The sequence below is a fragment of the Mesorhizobium sp. WSM4806 genome, from assembly GCF_055811635.1.
Window position 1 is genome coordinate 53520 of sequence record NZ_JBVVQZ010000003.1, and the last position, 13134, is coordinate 66653.

At 59.4% G+C, this 13134-nt stretch carries 13 protein-coding genes and 1 tRNA gene; 4 read left to right on the forward strand and 10 right to left on the reverse strand.

Annotation, left to right across the window (positions count from 1 at the left end; genetic code table 11):
- Window positions 1–193: 193 nt before the first annotated feature.
- Window positions 194–4720: a hypothetical protein gene (locus tag AC0L2M_RS05730; protein WP_473534305.1), complete on the forward strand. Its 4527-nt coding sequence runs from the start codon at window positions 194–196 to the stop codon at window positions 4718–4720.
- 494 nt (window positions 4721–5214) lie between these two features.
- Here AC0L2M_RS05730 and AC0L2M_RS05735 read toward each other — a convergent pair whose 3' ends face one another.
- Both AC0L2M_RS05735 and AC0L2M_RS05740 read right to left on the reverse strand, forming a co-directional pair.
- Window positions 5215–5832: a hypothetical protein gene (locus AC0L2M_RS05735; protein ID WP_473534306.1), complete on the reverse strand. Its 618-nt coding sequence runs from the start codon at window positions 5830–5832 to the stop codon at window positions 5215–5217.
- Window positions 5833–5858: 26 nt separating this feature from the next.
- On the reverse strand, window positions 5859–6002 hold the full coding sequence (locus AC0L2M_RS05740) for a hypothetical protein (protein ID WP_473534307.1): 144 nt from the start codon (window positions 6000–6002) through the stop codon (window positions 5859–5861).
- Window positions 6003–6227: 225 nt separating this feature from the next.
- Between AC0L2M_RS05740 and AC0L2M_RS05745 the strand changes: the two genes are divergently transcribed.
- Both AC0L2M_RS05745 and AC0L2M_RS05750 read left to right on the forward strand, forming a co-directional pair.
- A complete protein-coding gene (locus tag AC0L2M_RS05745; RefSeq protein ID WP_473534308.1) occupies window positions 6228–7163 on the forward strand; it encodes a helix-turn-helix domain-containing protein in 936 nt (311 codons plus the stop codon).
- A 191-nt stretch (window positions 7164–7354) separates the two neighbouring features.
- Complete coding sequence (locus AC0L2M_RS05750; protein WP_473534309.1) at window positions 7355–8476, forward strand: hypothetical protein; 1122 nt, start codon at window positions 7355–7357, stop codon at window positions 8474–8476.
- A 15-nt stretch (window positions 8477–8491) separates the two neighbouring features.
- Here AC0L2M_RS05750 and AC0L2M_RS05755 read toward each other — a convergent pair whose 3' ends face one another.
- The gene (locus AC0L2M_RS05755) at window positions 8492–8917 is read right to left on the reverse strand and encodes a hypothetical protein (RefSeq protein WP_473534310.1); all 426 of its coding nucleotides are present in this window, start codon (window positions 8915–8917) and stop codon (window positions 8492–8494) included.
- Between the two features lie 100 nt (window positions 8918–9017).
- Between AC0L2M_RS05755 and AC0L2M_RS05760 the strand changes: the two genes are divergently transcribed.
- Complete coding sequence (locus AC0L2M_RS05760; protein WP_473534486.1) at window positions 9018–9113, forward strand: hypothetical protein; 96 nt, start codon at window positions 9018–9020, stop codon at window positions 9111–9113.
- Window positions 9114–9145: 32 nt separating this feature from the next.
- On the opposite strand, the gene AC0L2M_RS05765 is transcribed toward AC0L2M_RS05760, so the two are convergent.
- From AC0L2M_RS05765 to AC0L2M_RS05795, 7 genes are all read right to left on the reverse strand, one after another.
- Window positions 9146–10417: a tyrosine-type recombinase/integrase gene (locus AC0L2M_RS05765; protein ID WP_473534311.1), complete on the reverse strand. Its 1272-nt coding sequence runs from the start codon at window positions 10415–10417 to the stop codon at window positions 9146–9148.
- A gap of 212 nt (window positions 10418–10629) precedes the next feature.
- Window positions 10630–10705: transfer RNA gene (locus AC0L2M_RS05770), tRNA-Phe, on the reverse strand.
- 197 nt (window positions 10706–10902) lie between these two features.
- Window positions 10903–11106: a DNA gyrase inhibitor YacG gene (yacG, locus tag AC0L2M_RS05775; protein ID WP_473534312.1), complete on the reverse strand. Its 204-nt coding sequence runs from the start codon at window positions 11104–11106 to the stop codon at window positions 10903–10905.
- Window positions 11103–11729 (reverse strand): Maf-like protein, encoded by a 627-nt coding sequence (locus AC0L2M_RS05780; RefSeq protein WP_023803279.1) that lies wholly within the window; start codon window positions 11727–11729, stop codon window positions 11103–11105. Before AC0L2M_RS05780 ends, yacG begins: the two co-directional genes overlap by 4 nt.
- 27 nt (window positions 11730–11756) lie before the next feature.
- Window positions 11757–11975, reverse strand: a complete 219-nt coding sequence (infA, locus tag AC0L2M_RS05785) for a translation initiation factor IF-1 (RefSeq protein WP_006200926.1) — start codon at window positions 11973–11975, stop codon at window positions 11757–11759.
- 204 nt (window positions 11976–12179) lie between these two features.
- A complete protein-coding gene (locus tag AC0L2M_RS05790) occupies window positions 12180–12644 on the reverse strand; it encodes an arsenate-mycothiol transferase ArsC (protein ID WP_268931755.1) in 465 nt (154 codons plus the stop codon).
- 1 nt (window position 12645) lies between these two features.
- The gene (locus AC0L2M_RS05795) at window positions 12646–13131 is read right to left on the reverse strand and encodes a UPF0262 family protein (RefSeq protein ID WP_027155503.1); all 486 of its coding nucleotides are present in this window, start codon (window positions 13129–13131) and stop codon (window positions 12646–12648) included.
- Between the last annotated feature and the right edge of the window lie 3 nt (window positions 13132–13134).

A 13134-nucleotide genomic window follows, 5' to 3' on the forward strand; every position in this document is an offset into this window, starting at 1 on the left:
CGCTCGGTCATAGAGTTCAGTTTTTGCGGTTACCTGAAAGCCGACATTTCGACAACAGCCCATCCGAAGACTGTCAGGTGTGTAGATCGCTAGCTTGACCGCTGTCATGCGCATTGGCAAACAAGCCTCAGAAGCAGTGCTGTGTTTGTGCAGTCCCGGCTCTCTCGATCGATGTCGCTTACAAGGTGCAGAGATGACGCAGGCCGGCGGACCCGCTGCGATAAACGGCTTTCTCTATCAAATCATCCACCACCTTGGCTGGCTAGCTGATGTCACGCTTTCTGGAAACCTAGACGGCCGCGAGATCAAGGATGCATGCCTTGTGTTGGAACCTCGTCGCGGTGGAGACGCGCGGGCAGAAGCAAGTGGTCTCTACCTGGTGGAACAATACAAAACTCGGGAGGATGGCACATGGCCTCTTGCTGGCATTGAATCTGTCCTGAGCGATCTCCGCAAAGCCGTACCGCCATCGCGTCGGGCGAATGCCTGTTATCGCTTCGTGACCGATGGGCGCCCTGGCAAGCTGAACCCATTCAACGCCTTTCTCGCCGACGTAAAGTCGGCAGCCGGACCAGATGATCTCGACGATGTCGCGAAGCGAAGTTTTGCCAAGGATCAGGTCGGTACCAACCGCGAGTTCTTCGACCACATCGCTAAAGTGACACGAGCCGGCTCTCAACAATCGGCTACCGACGAAAGCGCGGTCGCGTTTCATCTCTTGTCGCATTTTGAGATGGAGTTTGGTGCCGACGGCAGCGCCCGCGCAACCGCTGTGGAAAAGCTGTTGCGGCGCTATGCGCCCGACCTTGGCGACGAGCGCGGAATCCGAGAGCGTCTGATCGGCGTGCTTGTCGAGACATTGAGCAACGGCGAAGCTCAATTCGATGCCGCCAGGATTGATTCTATGTTCCGTTGTGTGGGCCTCAATCCGGAGCGGCTGCGTAAGGCGGCGGAACTTGCCGAAACGATGAGCGCGTTAACGCGCCGCCGGCTTGCGCGATTAAAGTATCGAACTGACCGCGACGTGCGTGACGTACCTGATTGGCCTGAAGACAAGGCGATATTGTTGATTGCGGGAGCAAGCGGCGCAGGAAAGACGTGGCAACTCGGAAAGATACTGGAGGCATTCGGGCAAGAGCGCCAGATCGCAACCTTGGTGCTTGCAGGCAAAACGCGAGAAGACCTTCTGGCGCAGGCAGCGCGCGACGTGTGGCAAACGGGCCTTGGCGACACCTCCGACAAATCCCTTGTTGCGGTATCGCATTTCCTGGGAGAACTTCTAGGCGAGGGCCCTGCTTCCCGGTTAACCGTGGCGATCGACGACATCCAGGATATCGACATCGCGCGCGATCTCGTTCGTCAGGATTGGGGTGATTGGGGAATGCGTCTGGTCTTGACCGTTCCGCGAGCCGTGGCACGGGCACTGGAGATGACCGATGGTGATGTCGTTCATGTGCATGCCGTCGGCGAGTTCTCGGTCGACGAACTTGATCGCCTCTTGAAGCGGAGCGGTCGAAGGTGGACGGATCTCCCGCCTGACTTGAAGGCGCTGCTGCGCAACCCGATACTGGCCGGACTCTACCTAGAGCTTCCATACGTCTCGGTGCAAAGCGTCCCACGTAGCGAATACGAGATTTTCGAAGGATTCTGGGCACGGATTGCCGCCAAGGGCCGGATCGGCGACGAAGGGATCGTAATCGCTCTCGCCGTTTCCATGATGGATGGCTCCTATCCTCTACCCCGGCCGGTGTGGAATGAGATTGGACTGAATGACGAAGCGCTTTTGCGGCTGGATGCCGCCGGGTGGCTTCGTGTCAACGAAAGCGGTGATGTGGCGTTTGCTCATGATCGTCTGCTCAATTGGGCGGTCGCAAAGTCTCTCGTATGGCAATACCAGCGCAAGCAATTGACCCTTCAAAGCTTGGGCGCTTTCCTCGCCAACGAAAGTGAGCCGAAACGCAGAGGGCTCGGTTATGTGCCGATGGACACGCTTTGGCTGTTAGCAGCGGACGCGAAGAATTCCGAGGCCCTACGCCAGGCTGTCGCGCAAATGGAAGACAGCCGGGAATTCGGAAGCTACGGCGAGGAGCTCTATGTTCAGCACTTGCCGACCCTCGGGCAGCGAGCCGTTCCAATACTTCTTGAGCGGTTGAAAGCAATCGACCCCCCTGCCGCCGACGGGGGGCATCGGGCCAAGCTGATCGGCAAAGCATTCGCCAATCTCGCCCGGCAGGACAATGTCGAGTTGGGGGATGTCGTCAATTCATTGCTGCATTCATTGTCCCAAAACCGACAGGCAGTTGCCATCGCTGTGCTCACTGCCGCACCCGACATCCGTCATCTCAATCGGCTCTGGGAAATCCACCAGCAGCGCGTGGACGCCTTGGAGGACAAGACAGACGTTTCACGGTATGACGGCTACAGGGCCAGTTCCACGGCCCTGCGTGCCGGCCTCGAGTTGGACCCAGAATGGCTGCGTAAGCGCATTCTTGCAGCCGATGTGGAGAAGGAGCCTGTTTCCGAGCTTGGATATCTGCTGAACGGGTTGGAGCATCCCGATGCACCCGCGATATGGGAGGAGACCAAGGCTGTATTGATGTCTAAAGTTGGTGCCAGTAAGCCGCGTAGCCTGCTTTATTGCATCGCGCGGTTTTTGGATCGTAGTAACCTCGACTTCGTGACCCAGCATCTATCCCAGGCAGCAGATTCTGCCAGCGGTGCGGCGCTATATGCCTTGTCGATCCTGGATCCACAGGGGGCGATTGAACACCTCGTCGAGGTCGAGAAGTTCGAGCGGTATCTGACCCGAAATCACTGGCTCCCGGGCGTGTTGCGGGCGCAATCCGAATTAACGCAACAACATATTCGTCTTCTTGCCGAAGCAGAACCGAACGCGCATCGCCTTATCGAAGATCTCTTCTGGGAGCGGCCTGACGAAATGGACGAGGCAACGCTTAGGCTCATGCTTCGCGCGCTTGAACAGGACCTGCACGACCGTTTCTATGAATCCATCGAAGGCGATCCAGGTTGGCTCTATCACTCTCTGGATTTTCTCGGACGCATCGTCTCTCCTGAGCTGCTGGCAATCCTTTCAGAGGTGGCTGGGGGCGAATTGGAGCGGATGATTACTGCAGTCGCGTGCAGCCGACTGCGCACCAATAGCAACTACCGTGATCGCCTTCGCGAAAGCGCGCGTCGAGTTTTGATCCTTATGAGCGGTGAGGGAATCACCACTTTGATAAAACGGGAGCTGGAATCTGAACATTTTTGGGTTCGCCACGGTGGGTTGAATTGGGCATTCGTTCGCGCGGACGACGGCATCATTGAAAGGCTCGCAGTGATCGCTCGCCGCCCAGTCCCGCGTGATTCCAACGGAAAACTGGAATCCGATCCGTATGCCGAATTCCACCAATCGATGACAGCGCTTGCGGCCCTCGGCGCAGACGAAGTTCTGGTCGACATCTTGCAAGATAGTGGCATAGCGGAAGTGCCGACCAACCTTGCCGAGCTTCGTAGTCACCGCGGCCGGATGCCAAACGCGCTAACGGACCCAGCTCTGCGGATATTACAGAGCACCGGGCCGAGCGAAGAGTCGCTCGTGATCGCACTGCTGATTGCTTGGTTGAGCGGGGACACGGATCTGATTCCGTCGGTGCGGTTGGTCCTTCAGCGAGCCGAGCCAGAAAGCAAGGTGGCGCTGTATGCGTGCATCGCACTTCGGCAGCTAGGTGATCAGTCGGCTGATTTCGCGCAACTTGCTCTCCGTATGGCCCATACGACTAAGAATGCTTGGATGGGCATAAATGCAATGGCCGGGCTCGGCGATCGCGGCTTGGAATTGCTTGGGGACTGGCTGCAGGGCCGGGACGCTACGACGGCCAGCGGGAAGCATGACGACGAGGTGATCCGCGTCCTTTATGCCAATCCTGCGACCAGGAAGCTGAGCGTCAGCGCCGCCGTTGACCGCTGTCAGCGCGGACGGTTTCTCCGCGATGTACCGTATGACATAGCTGCGGAAGCGGGCGAACCGTTGTTGCGTGAGCAGATCTTCGACAAGGCTTTTGCCGGGCGCTCTTTCGTGACCACGGAGCCTCTCCGCGCCATAGAAGGCTTGGCAAAATTTGATGCAGCGCGAGCTGTCGACGCGATCGAACTCGCGCTGCTCTCCCATCCACAGATCGAGCGCCACCTATGTCGACTCATTGTCCGGATCGCGCCCGAGATCGCGGCCGAGAAGCTGATTAATGCAGCAGTCACGACCGAAAGAGACTCGTTGCGGAACGCGGTGGGGCGGGCATTGCGGCGACTCGATCCAAACACGGTTTCAGGCTTCATCGCAGAGCGAATGACCGGCACCGTCTTCCATCGCAGATCCGCAGCCGAACTGGCGATGTGGTTGCCTATCGCAGCACTCGCGCAAGAGCTCGGTCACCTCGCCGATCATGACCGCGACAGCGAAGTCAGGCATGCCGCTCTAATCGCACTCGAACGTCATCGCCAGGAAGCGAACATCCGGTCACTTCTGGGCGCTTTTTCCTCTACATCGGTCGACCGACAATGGGGCTTGCTCGTTGCAACTGTGGAAGGTGCCGATCCGTACCTTCTTACCGACAGCGAAGACCCGCTCTGGCTAGGTAACATTCTTTCGGACGACGTGCCGGCTGTATTTGAGCATTACGCGAATTCGGCATTGCGTCAGCGCAAGCAGAAGCTAACCTGATCTTTCCCGGCGGAAACCGGAAAGTAGTCGGGGCGACTTCCGGTTCGCGATGATTAAGCTTGCCCAATGGCGCATGCAGGACATTCCAGCTGAGAGGCGACCGTCGCGGAAATGTTCCACTTCGTCTCTTTGCGTGGCTGGCGTCTACAAATAACGGAGGACGGAGCACCTGCAAGCAGCGCATTGAGGCGCGCCCTACAACAGAGGGAGGGCGAAATCGGAAAGCGTTGTCATCGGTCGCTCAAGACGTGACTGGGACAAAGGCAGATCGCTAGGCAGCCGGGCGAGACGACCAGGACGGTCTCGTCCGCGCTTCAAGGCAGGCTGGATCGCGGCGACGCCTTAGAACTCGATGAGTGAGAACGCACCGCGGCCAAGGGCCCGCTTCCCTGAGGAGTTCGAGGTGCACTGTCGTCTCCATTGTGGTCGCCGAGGTATCTAAGATGGTGGGCCGCGGCGCTCCGAGGAGTCACCGGATGGTCCGCGGGGAATCCTTAAGATACAGGCATTAACAAGTGGACGTCTGCTATCGAGGGTAAGCATGCACGCCCGTCAATGAAGTCTACGATATGGGCAGGTGGTTTGCGGCTGGCAAAGCCACCTGGGATAGCCAGCATGAAATGTTCAATGAGTTGTAGGCGGTTCCACTTCAAGTCCCCGAGCTTGCAACAGTCCGCGTACAGCAATGTTTCCGAGCCGCAGCCGCATAGTTCATCGTCTCTGCACTCACTGAGGCGATAGTGGATCTGCAGGGCAAGCGGGCTCCCAATCAGCGCATACTGCTTGCCGGGCCACAATCCGAAGATCTCAAGAAACAATTGCCGCGCTGCCCATACGCTATAGAGGTCGAGCAGCGTCCTGAGATCGCCGCCCTCGGTCCATGCCCCATCGGTAGGCGCGAAGGCACAAACCGTTCCGTCCTGGAAGTTGGTGTGGCGGGGACCGATCCACCTGGCCGGTTTGTTGGTGGCGGTCCAGAATCCCCAAGCGCGGGGGCCAACTCCTAATCGATAAGGCAGCGCCACGAGAAAGGTGGCTTCCCGCGTCAAGCCAGGGAGGATTGAGCTTTTGACGAGAAGCCACAGGCCGTCTTCATCGGGGAATGTCGCCAATGTCGGATACGCCTCACCGGCGAGCCTCAATTGGCTTTCGTAGGCTTGTTGAAGATCGCGGCCGAACCGTGGTGCGGGACTGGACGGCCGTGATCCACCGGGCGCCCCTTGCCGTCGGGCGGTCCTTTGCCGTGGTCGGGCTGCGGGTCTTCTCTCTCTTTCTCGTTCATCTGCACTTTCCTTTTTCGTTTCGTGATCAACGGAGATCACACCATCGGTGTGCACCCGGAGTGACCCTTTCGTGTTCAGGGCCGCGCCGATCTGCCGCAACAAAGATTCGGTCTCCGGCGCCAAAGCGACTTCCCTTGGAATCGGTGATGTGCGAGTCTGTGTCACCAGCACAGGCTGCGCCGATCTGCGCTACTGTGTCAAGGTGTGTTATTCGCACGGGCAAAATGCTTTCCTTCGAAGAAAAACTGATCCAAGCCGTAAAGAAGAAACGCGAGGCCGAAGGGCTGAGCATCCGTGGCCTATCAACCGCCGTGGGGGTGAGCTTTTCCACGCTTGCCCGGATCGAGCGGGGAGAGGGCCAGCCAGACAACAATTCCAAGATTCGACTGCTTCAATGGCTCGGCCCGTATGCTGACGAGGCCGGCCTTGGCTTCGACAACGTGGCGTTCGTCCATTTTCGCGCCGGACGAAACGTTCAGTCCGGCACTGTTCGAATGCTTCTGCAGGCTGCCGACTGCCTTCGCCAATCATTGGGAAGCGCAAGCACCGCGAGTGATGAAGGCGATATCGCGACCCACGAGGCGGTGGCGCTCTCGAAGGAGGAACTCGAGGAGACTGCAGAGCGGTTCCGCGCGGACCTCGGCTTGGACAAAGATGCGCCCCTCGATAGCCTTCGCCTCGAGGTTGAGGGCATCGCTATCGTCCCACTGTCCAAGAATAATTACGTCGACGCGCGAACCGTCAGGTACCTGAGGAGCACTGCTAGCGGCGAATGGTCAGCGATGAGCCTGCCGCTGGATTTGGAAAATGATCGGTGGGCCGTCCTTCTGAACGATAGCCACACTGTGGAGCGCCAGCGTGTCACCGTACTCGAAGAGTATTGGCACATCCTGCTGGGGCATAAGCTCACCAAAATTAGCAAGGTGGCCGAGGCCTTCGGCCGAACCTATGACGCGACCGAAGAGCACGATGCCTACTATCTTGCCTCCGCATCCCTGCTGCCAAGAGCCGCCGTTATTAAAGCCGTGTCCCAGAACCTCTCGTCGGGCCAAATTGCCGGCAAGTTTGGAACATCTTCCGAACTGGTAGAATACCGGATCAAGCGGCTCGGACTGTGGCGTGAGTACACTGGCAAGCAGATCAAACTAACTCCGGGCTGAACGTAGAGGCTATCGGCCGCGTTCCCCTTCGATCAGCCGTCAGGCACGGCTGTGGAGCTGCCGCCGAAAATCGGCGGCTTGAACCTGCCGCCGATTTTCGGATATCTGTTCCAAATTGCGTTCTTGACCTGCATGTCGATACGATCAGGACGAGACGCGGAGCTTTCAGTAACAAACGGAACTAAATATTCATGACTTCGGACGTCGAAACAGCTCCTCGTGCCGGCGGAACCTTCCTGTTCAAAGAGAGCGAAGGGCCCAATGGCGGTCCCGGCAGGACGATCAGCTTCGCTGGCGTCGATATTCAGCCGCGAAGCTACGCGGAACTTGCAGCCGCGTCCTCCAATCTGCCTATCACGATCCAACTCGATATGTACAACGGGGAGATCCTTCACACTGATTTCAACAGTGTCGATCCAGGCACGGCGGTCCACGTCAGTACCACTCTTGAAAGCCGTTTCACCTCGCGAGCGATCGGGCTTGTGAAAGGCGGATGGCTGCCGTCGGCACTGGCAACGATCAAGGCCGACTCAATAATTCTGGTCGACCGTAATGTCGTAACCGAGATCGTGAGCCGGTTTGAAAGTGGCGTGAAGAAGGGCCGCGAACCTGATTTCCTCGACCTCTTCGAAGATAGCCCCATCCGCATCAATCCGGTGCTCTGCGCTCTCGAAGGCAACAGCCGTCGAATCCCCGATCCCGATGAGGCCAAAGCGCAGATCGACGAAGCGATCAAGAAGCTGAGACGGGCTTTGCCCAAGGCCGAAATCGTCGTGGGAGCCAAGAGTCTGGAAGGTGCGCTCGGCCTGATCGAAGACACCCGCGCGAGCTTCAGCCGAAAAACTGCCATGTTACTTGAGCTTGCGCCAACACTCTGCGCGCCGACTAGTCGCAAAAACGTCGCGGCCCGCATCGCGACCGTGATTGACGCAGCAGACCGGTTCGACGTGCCACGAAAATCTTTGCTGGTTCTCGCGATCGCAAGTTCGATTGCGGTGCCGAATGGGTGCAGCCCTACCTTCACTCTGTTGAACTTGCGACCCGGCTACTCAAGTGAGGACGCATACAACGCTCTTTCAGATCTGCGGTCGCTCGAGGTCCTCATCCATCTATTTGCTCTATTTCCCGGCGAGATCGTGCAACTTTGCACGGCGGACCGCGATCTAGCGCTACTGTGGTGCGGAATTCAGGCATCTGACTTCCAGGTGATCGGTCGCGGTGTCGCCTTCGACATGACGCCGGTCGAGGCGCTGCTTCCGCGCGGTGCCTTGGAAATCTGGCACAGTGCTGTAAGCACCGATGCAATTTCTTGAGGTCGTCGTAACGAACTAATCGCCGTCCTCCGAATCGGCATCGGGCGTCAGAATCGGCCACGTGCAGCCAGACGCCGGACCGGGGTGACGCGGCTCAGTTTCAGGCGCGCCGTACTCGTCCCCTATCTTGTCGATGACGTTTAGGCGGCGGGCGGGGGGAGCGTCGGCGGCGCCGCTACCCGTCATCGTCAGCAGCTTTTGGCGTAGCTCAACAGCGGGGATAGGCACAACGTTATACGCGCCTTGCCAGTCCTTGGACGCGACCTGCTCAGTGACGGCTAGTTGGATGGATCGCCAGTTTAGAAACGAGCACCCGGCCTTGATCTCACACTCGACCAGCATGAGCAGATCGTCAGCGTCTGGACTTTCGCCGACCGTAGTCGATGAAGAACGGCGCGGCGCTTTCGAAGGCAAGTCGCGCATTACGAGAGCAGCTATCATCTGACCTTGCTGTTCATGCCGTCGCCGGACAGCCAAGCGCGTGCGGAAAGCGCGCTCGTCGACTCGCATCATTCCGAAGGCGAGACAGACTCATACGTTCGTGGGTGAGACGATGGGAACTATCGCTCGCGCGCCTCGGGGATCGCGGGAGTTCTACTGGGACGGCCTTTTCTGCCCGACGACGGTGGCGGGATGACCTACGCCCCATTTGGTCGTCCGGTTGGAGATTCATCTCGGTGTTTGGTGTGCCGTCGCTGTTGGGTTCAAAGTGGACGGTCGCGATGGTGTATGAACGGCAGGCCTGCCGCGTCGCCCGCTCGAGATCACTAGCCTCTCGAGTTCATCCAAATAATCTGCCCACCACTGCATCATCTTGACACGCTCTTCCCAATGCTCAGCCCGGGCGTAGGCACGACGAACATCGTTGTTTTCGATGTGGGCCAGTTGCCGCTCTATGGCATCCGGATGCCAATTTCCGCATTCGTTTAGCAGAGTTGATGCCGTTGCTCGAAAACCGTGCGCGGTAGCTTCCTCTTTGCTATAGCCCATACGGCGAAGGGCGGCGTTAAGCGTGTTGTCGGAAATCGGACGCGAACCCGATCGAACACTAGGAAACAACAGCGATCCACCACCAGAGATTTCTCTGAGTGAGGTCAGGACGCTGACCGCCTGCCTGGAAAGAGGTACACGGTGCGGCCTTCGCATCTTCATGCGTCCTTCAGGGATGCTCCACACCGACCTTTCGAAATCGAACTCGTCCCATCCGGCCGCGCGCAGCTCGCCGGGGCGGGGAAACAGCAGGGCCATCAGCTTCAGGGCGGCTCGGGTTGTTGGCTGTCCGTCAAACGCATTGATCGCCCTCAGCAAGCCTCCCAAGGCCTTAGGATCGGTAACTGCGGCACGCGGCGTGACCGTCGGACCGACGAGTGCGCCCCTCAGGGCGATCGTCGGATCTACATCGGCGCGTGCGGTTGCGATTGCATATCGAAACACGCTGCCGATGGTGGAGCGCAGTCGCCTGGCCGACTCGTATCGACCGCGAACCTCCACGCTGCGGAGAGCAGCAAGAATTGTGGCCGGATCGATCTCCCTTATGCTTTTGTCCCCAAATGTTGGATAGGCAAAGTCGAGCAACCATTTGACCTTGGTGATGGTCCGGTCGGCACGTCCCTCCTTCTTCAGCTTGTCGACATAATCCTCCGCGATTGAGCGAAAGGTGTCCTCTGCGGAAGCCTTTTGCGACTTACGCTCCTGTGCGGGGTCGATGCCATGTAGGAGAAGACGTTTGGCGGTATCGCGCGCCTCGCGTGCCTCAGCGAGGGAGATGAGGGGATAGCTGCCGAGCGCCAGAAGCTTCTGCTTGCCCCCAAAACGATAGGCGAGGCGCCATAGCCGAGATCCGGTAGGCTGCACCCAAAGCTGGAGCCCGCCACCGTCAGAAAATTTCACGAGCTTGGAAGCGGGTCGGGCATTTCGGCATTTCACGTCGGTCAGCGCCATTTTCGGGACCTCCATTTGGCTGCATCGATACCATCAGGATCTCCAATACCAGCGAAAATACCAGCCCTCCGCCTCGTTGGACCAACCACGCCGAAATTCCACAAAACCCGACCAACCGCGCCTTGCGCACCAAAATCACCAAGGATTTCAGCTAGTTGCCAAGACAGAAGCGTAGAAGCTTCGGCGAAAGAGACTGTCGGGAGAAGAGGGAATGGTGCCCAGAGGCGGATTCGAACCACCGACACGCGGATTTTCAGTCCGCTGCTCTACCAACTGAGCTATCTGGGCCTGTTCCGGCACGCGGGCAGTTCTGCACGCCGGATTTCTTGAAAGCGCCGCAGGCGCCCCTTGAAAGCGCGTGGGTTATAGCACGGGAATCCGGCCTGTCCAGCGCCTAAGCGTTGATTTCAAGCGGCAAACGAGCAATCACTGGACAGGTCGATTCATGGGACGCGGTCGAAGTCACCAAGCCGTGCCGAACAGCTTCATTTGGGAGGGTCGTTGTCCGTTTCGTCCTCGTCGTCGCGGCCCGGAATGACATAGGCGCCCTTGAGCCAGCGGTTGAGGTCGATGTCCTTGCAGCGCACGCAGCAGAACGGGTAGGTCTCGCGCGCCGACGGCTTGCCGCATTCGGGGCAGGGCCGCTTGGGGCGCAGCGGCGTGACCTTGTCGTCCGAACCCGAGTTCATGGCCGAACTGACTGCCAGTTGGCATGCACCTTGAAGCCCTCGCCGGCCAGCAGCGCCACCGTCTCATAGAGCGGCAGGCCGACGACGTTGGTGTAGGAGCCGACAAGCTTGACGACGAAGGCGCCGGCCAGACCCTGGACTGCGTAGCCGCCGGCCTTGCCGCGCCATTCTCCCGAGGCCACATAGGCGTCGATCTCGGCGCGCGGCAGCCGCTTGAAACGCACCCTGGTCTCGACCAGCCGCTGGCGCAGCTTGCCGCTCGGCGTAACCAGGCAGATGCCGGAATAGACCCGGTGCGAACGGCCGGACAGCAGTCCGAGGCAATTGACGACGTCGTCGAACGTTTCGGCCTTGGGCAGGATGCGCCGGCCGACGGCGACCACGGTGTCGGCGGCCAGCACGAAGCTCGGTGCATAATCCTCTTCCGTCTGCAGCGAGGCCAGCGCCTTTTCGGCCTTTTCCTTCGACAGGCGCTTGGCCAGCGAGCGTGGATGCTCGGCGCGCAACGGCGTTTCGTCGACACCGGCCGGCAGCACGCGGTCCGGCTCGATGCCCGCCTGCTGCAGCAGCTCGATTCGGCGCGGCGAACCCGAGGCAAGCACGAGCTTCTGCAAAATGCTCATCGCGATCCCGGCCGAGCTCTGACGATCTTACTTGAAACGGTAGGTGATGCGGCCCTTGGTCAGGTCGTAGGGTGTCATCTCGACAAGGACCTTGTCGCCGGTCAGCACGCGGATGCGGTTCTTGCGCATGCGGCCGGCGGTGTGGGCGATGATTTCGTGTTCGTTTTCAAGCTTCACCCTGAACATCGCATTGGGCAATAATTCCGTGACGACACCCGGAAACTCGAGGACTTCTTCCTTCGGCATTCGATACCTTTGCTTGGATGGATTCCCAGCGCCTAGAGCATGATGCCGAAAAGTGTGAAGCGGTTTTCGGACGACATCATGCTCTACTTCTTGGATTTAGAGGCGGATTCAGATTTCAGGTCGAACAGACCTGAAATCATCCGACTCTAGCCGGAATTTGGGCGGAACCTATATGATAATCGTGCGCTTGTGAACATGCTTAAATCAGCCCGGTTTCTCTGCTTCCGGCGCCAGAAAACGGCGGCCGATCCGCGCCCTCAGCCGTTCGCGCACCTCGCGATAGGCGGCCATGATCTGCTCGCGCGTGCCGCCGACGCCAGTCGGGTCCGGCATCGGCCAATATTCGACGTCGACGGCAAGCGAGCGAGTAAGCTCGAGCGCGGTGTGATGGGCTTCCGGCGACAGCGTGATGATCAGGTCGAAATAGTCGTCCTCGAGATCGTCCAGTGTCCTCGGGTGCCGGTCGCCGAGCGAAAGCCCGTCCTCGGCCAGCACGGCGTCGACGAACGGGTCGCGTTCGCCGCCGCGCACCCCGGCCGACGCGACGAAGGTGGTGGCCGGAAGCACCTGACGCGCCAGCAGTTCGGCCATCGGCGAGCGCACGGCGTTCATGGCGCAGACGAACAGGATCGAGCGGGGCAGGATCGAGCGGGGCAGAGGGACTGACAGTTCAGCCTCGCCAGTGCAGTACGCAGACCAGCGTGAACAGCCGGCGCGCCGTGTCGAAATCGATGTCGATCTTGCCGGCCAGCCGGTCCATCAGTGTCTGCGAGCCCTCATTGTGCAGGCCGCGCCGGCCCATGTCGATCGCCTCGATCTGGCTGGGCGTCGAGGTGCGGATGGCATCGTAATAGCTTTCGCAGATCATGTAATAGTCCTTGACGATGCGCCTGAGTGGCGTCAGCGACAGGATGTGGGTTACGACCGCCGCGCCATCCTCGCGCGTCACCGCGAAGACCAGGCGGGATTCGGCCAGCGACAGTTTTAGCCGGTAGGGCCCGGCGCCGTCGTCATTGACCGGCTGGAAGCTGTTTTCCTCGATCAGGTCGAAGATCGCCACCGCCCGCTCATGCTCGACATCGGGCGTCGAACGGCCGATCGATTCGTCGAGTTCGACATCGATCAGCCTGGCACGGGTTCGATCGTAGTCCGCCATGTC

Excerpts from the sequence above, each read along its gene's own strand:
- AC0L2M_RS05730 (WP_473534305.1), top strand. The coding sequence starts at position 194 with ATGACGCAGGCCGGCGGACCCGCTGCGATAAACGGCTTTCTCTATCAA.
- AC0L2M_RS05740 (WP_473534307.1), bottom strand. The coding sequence starts at position 6,002 with ATGAACGAGAAAGAGAGAGAAGACCCGCAGCCCGACCACGGCAAAGGA.
- AC0L2M_RS05745 (WP_473534308.1), top strand. The coding sequence starts at position 6,228 with ATGCTTTCCTTCGAAGAAAAACTGATCCAAGCCGTAAAGAAGAAACGC.
- AC0L2M_RS05750 (WP_473534309.1), top strand. The coding sequence starts at position 7,355 with ATGACTTCGGACGTCGAAACAGCTCCTCGTGCCGGCGGAACCTTCCTG.
- AC0L2M_RS05755 (WP_473534310.1), bottom strand. The coding sequence starts at position 8,917 with ATGATAGCTGCTCTCGTAATGCGCGACTTGCCTTCGAAAGCGCCGCGC.
- AC0L2M_RS05765 (WP_473534311.1), bottom strand. The coding sequence starts at position 10,417 with ATGGCGCTGACCGACGTGAAATGCCGAAATGCCCGACCCGCTTCCAAG.
- yacG (WP_473534312.1), bottom strand. The coding sequence starts at position 11,106 with ATGAACTCGGGTTCGGACGACAAGGTCACGCCGCTGCGCCCCAAGCGG.
- AC0L2M_RS05780 (WP_023803279.1), bottom strand. The coding sequence starts at position 11,729 with ATGAGCATTTTGCAGAAGCTCGTGCTTGCCTCGGGTTCGCCGCGCCGA.
- infA (WP_006200926.1), bottom strand. The coding sequence starts at position 11,975 with ATGCCGAAGGAAGAAGTCCTCGAGTTTCCGGGTGTCGTCACGGAATTA.
- AC0L2M_RS05795 (WP_027155503.1), bottom strand. The coding sequence starts at position 13,131 with ATGGCGGACTACGATCGAACCCGTGCCAGGCTGATCGATGTCGAACTC.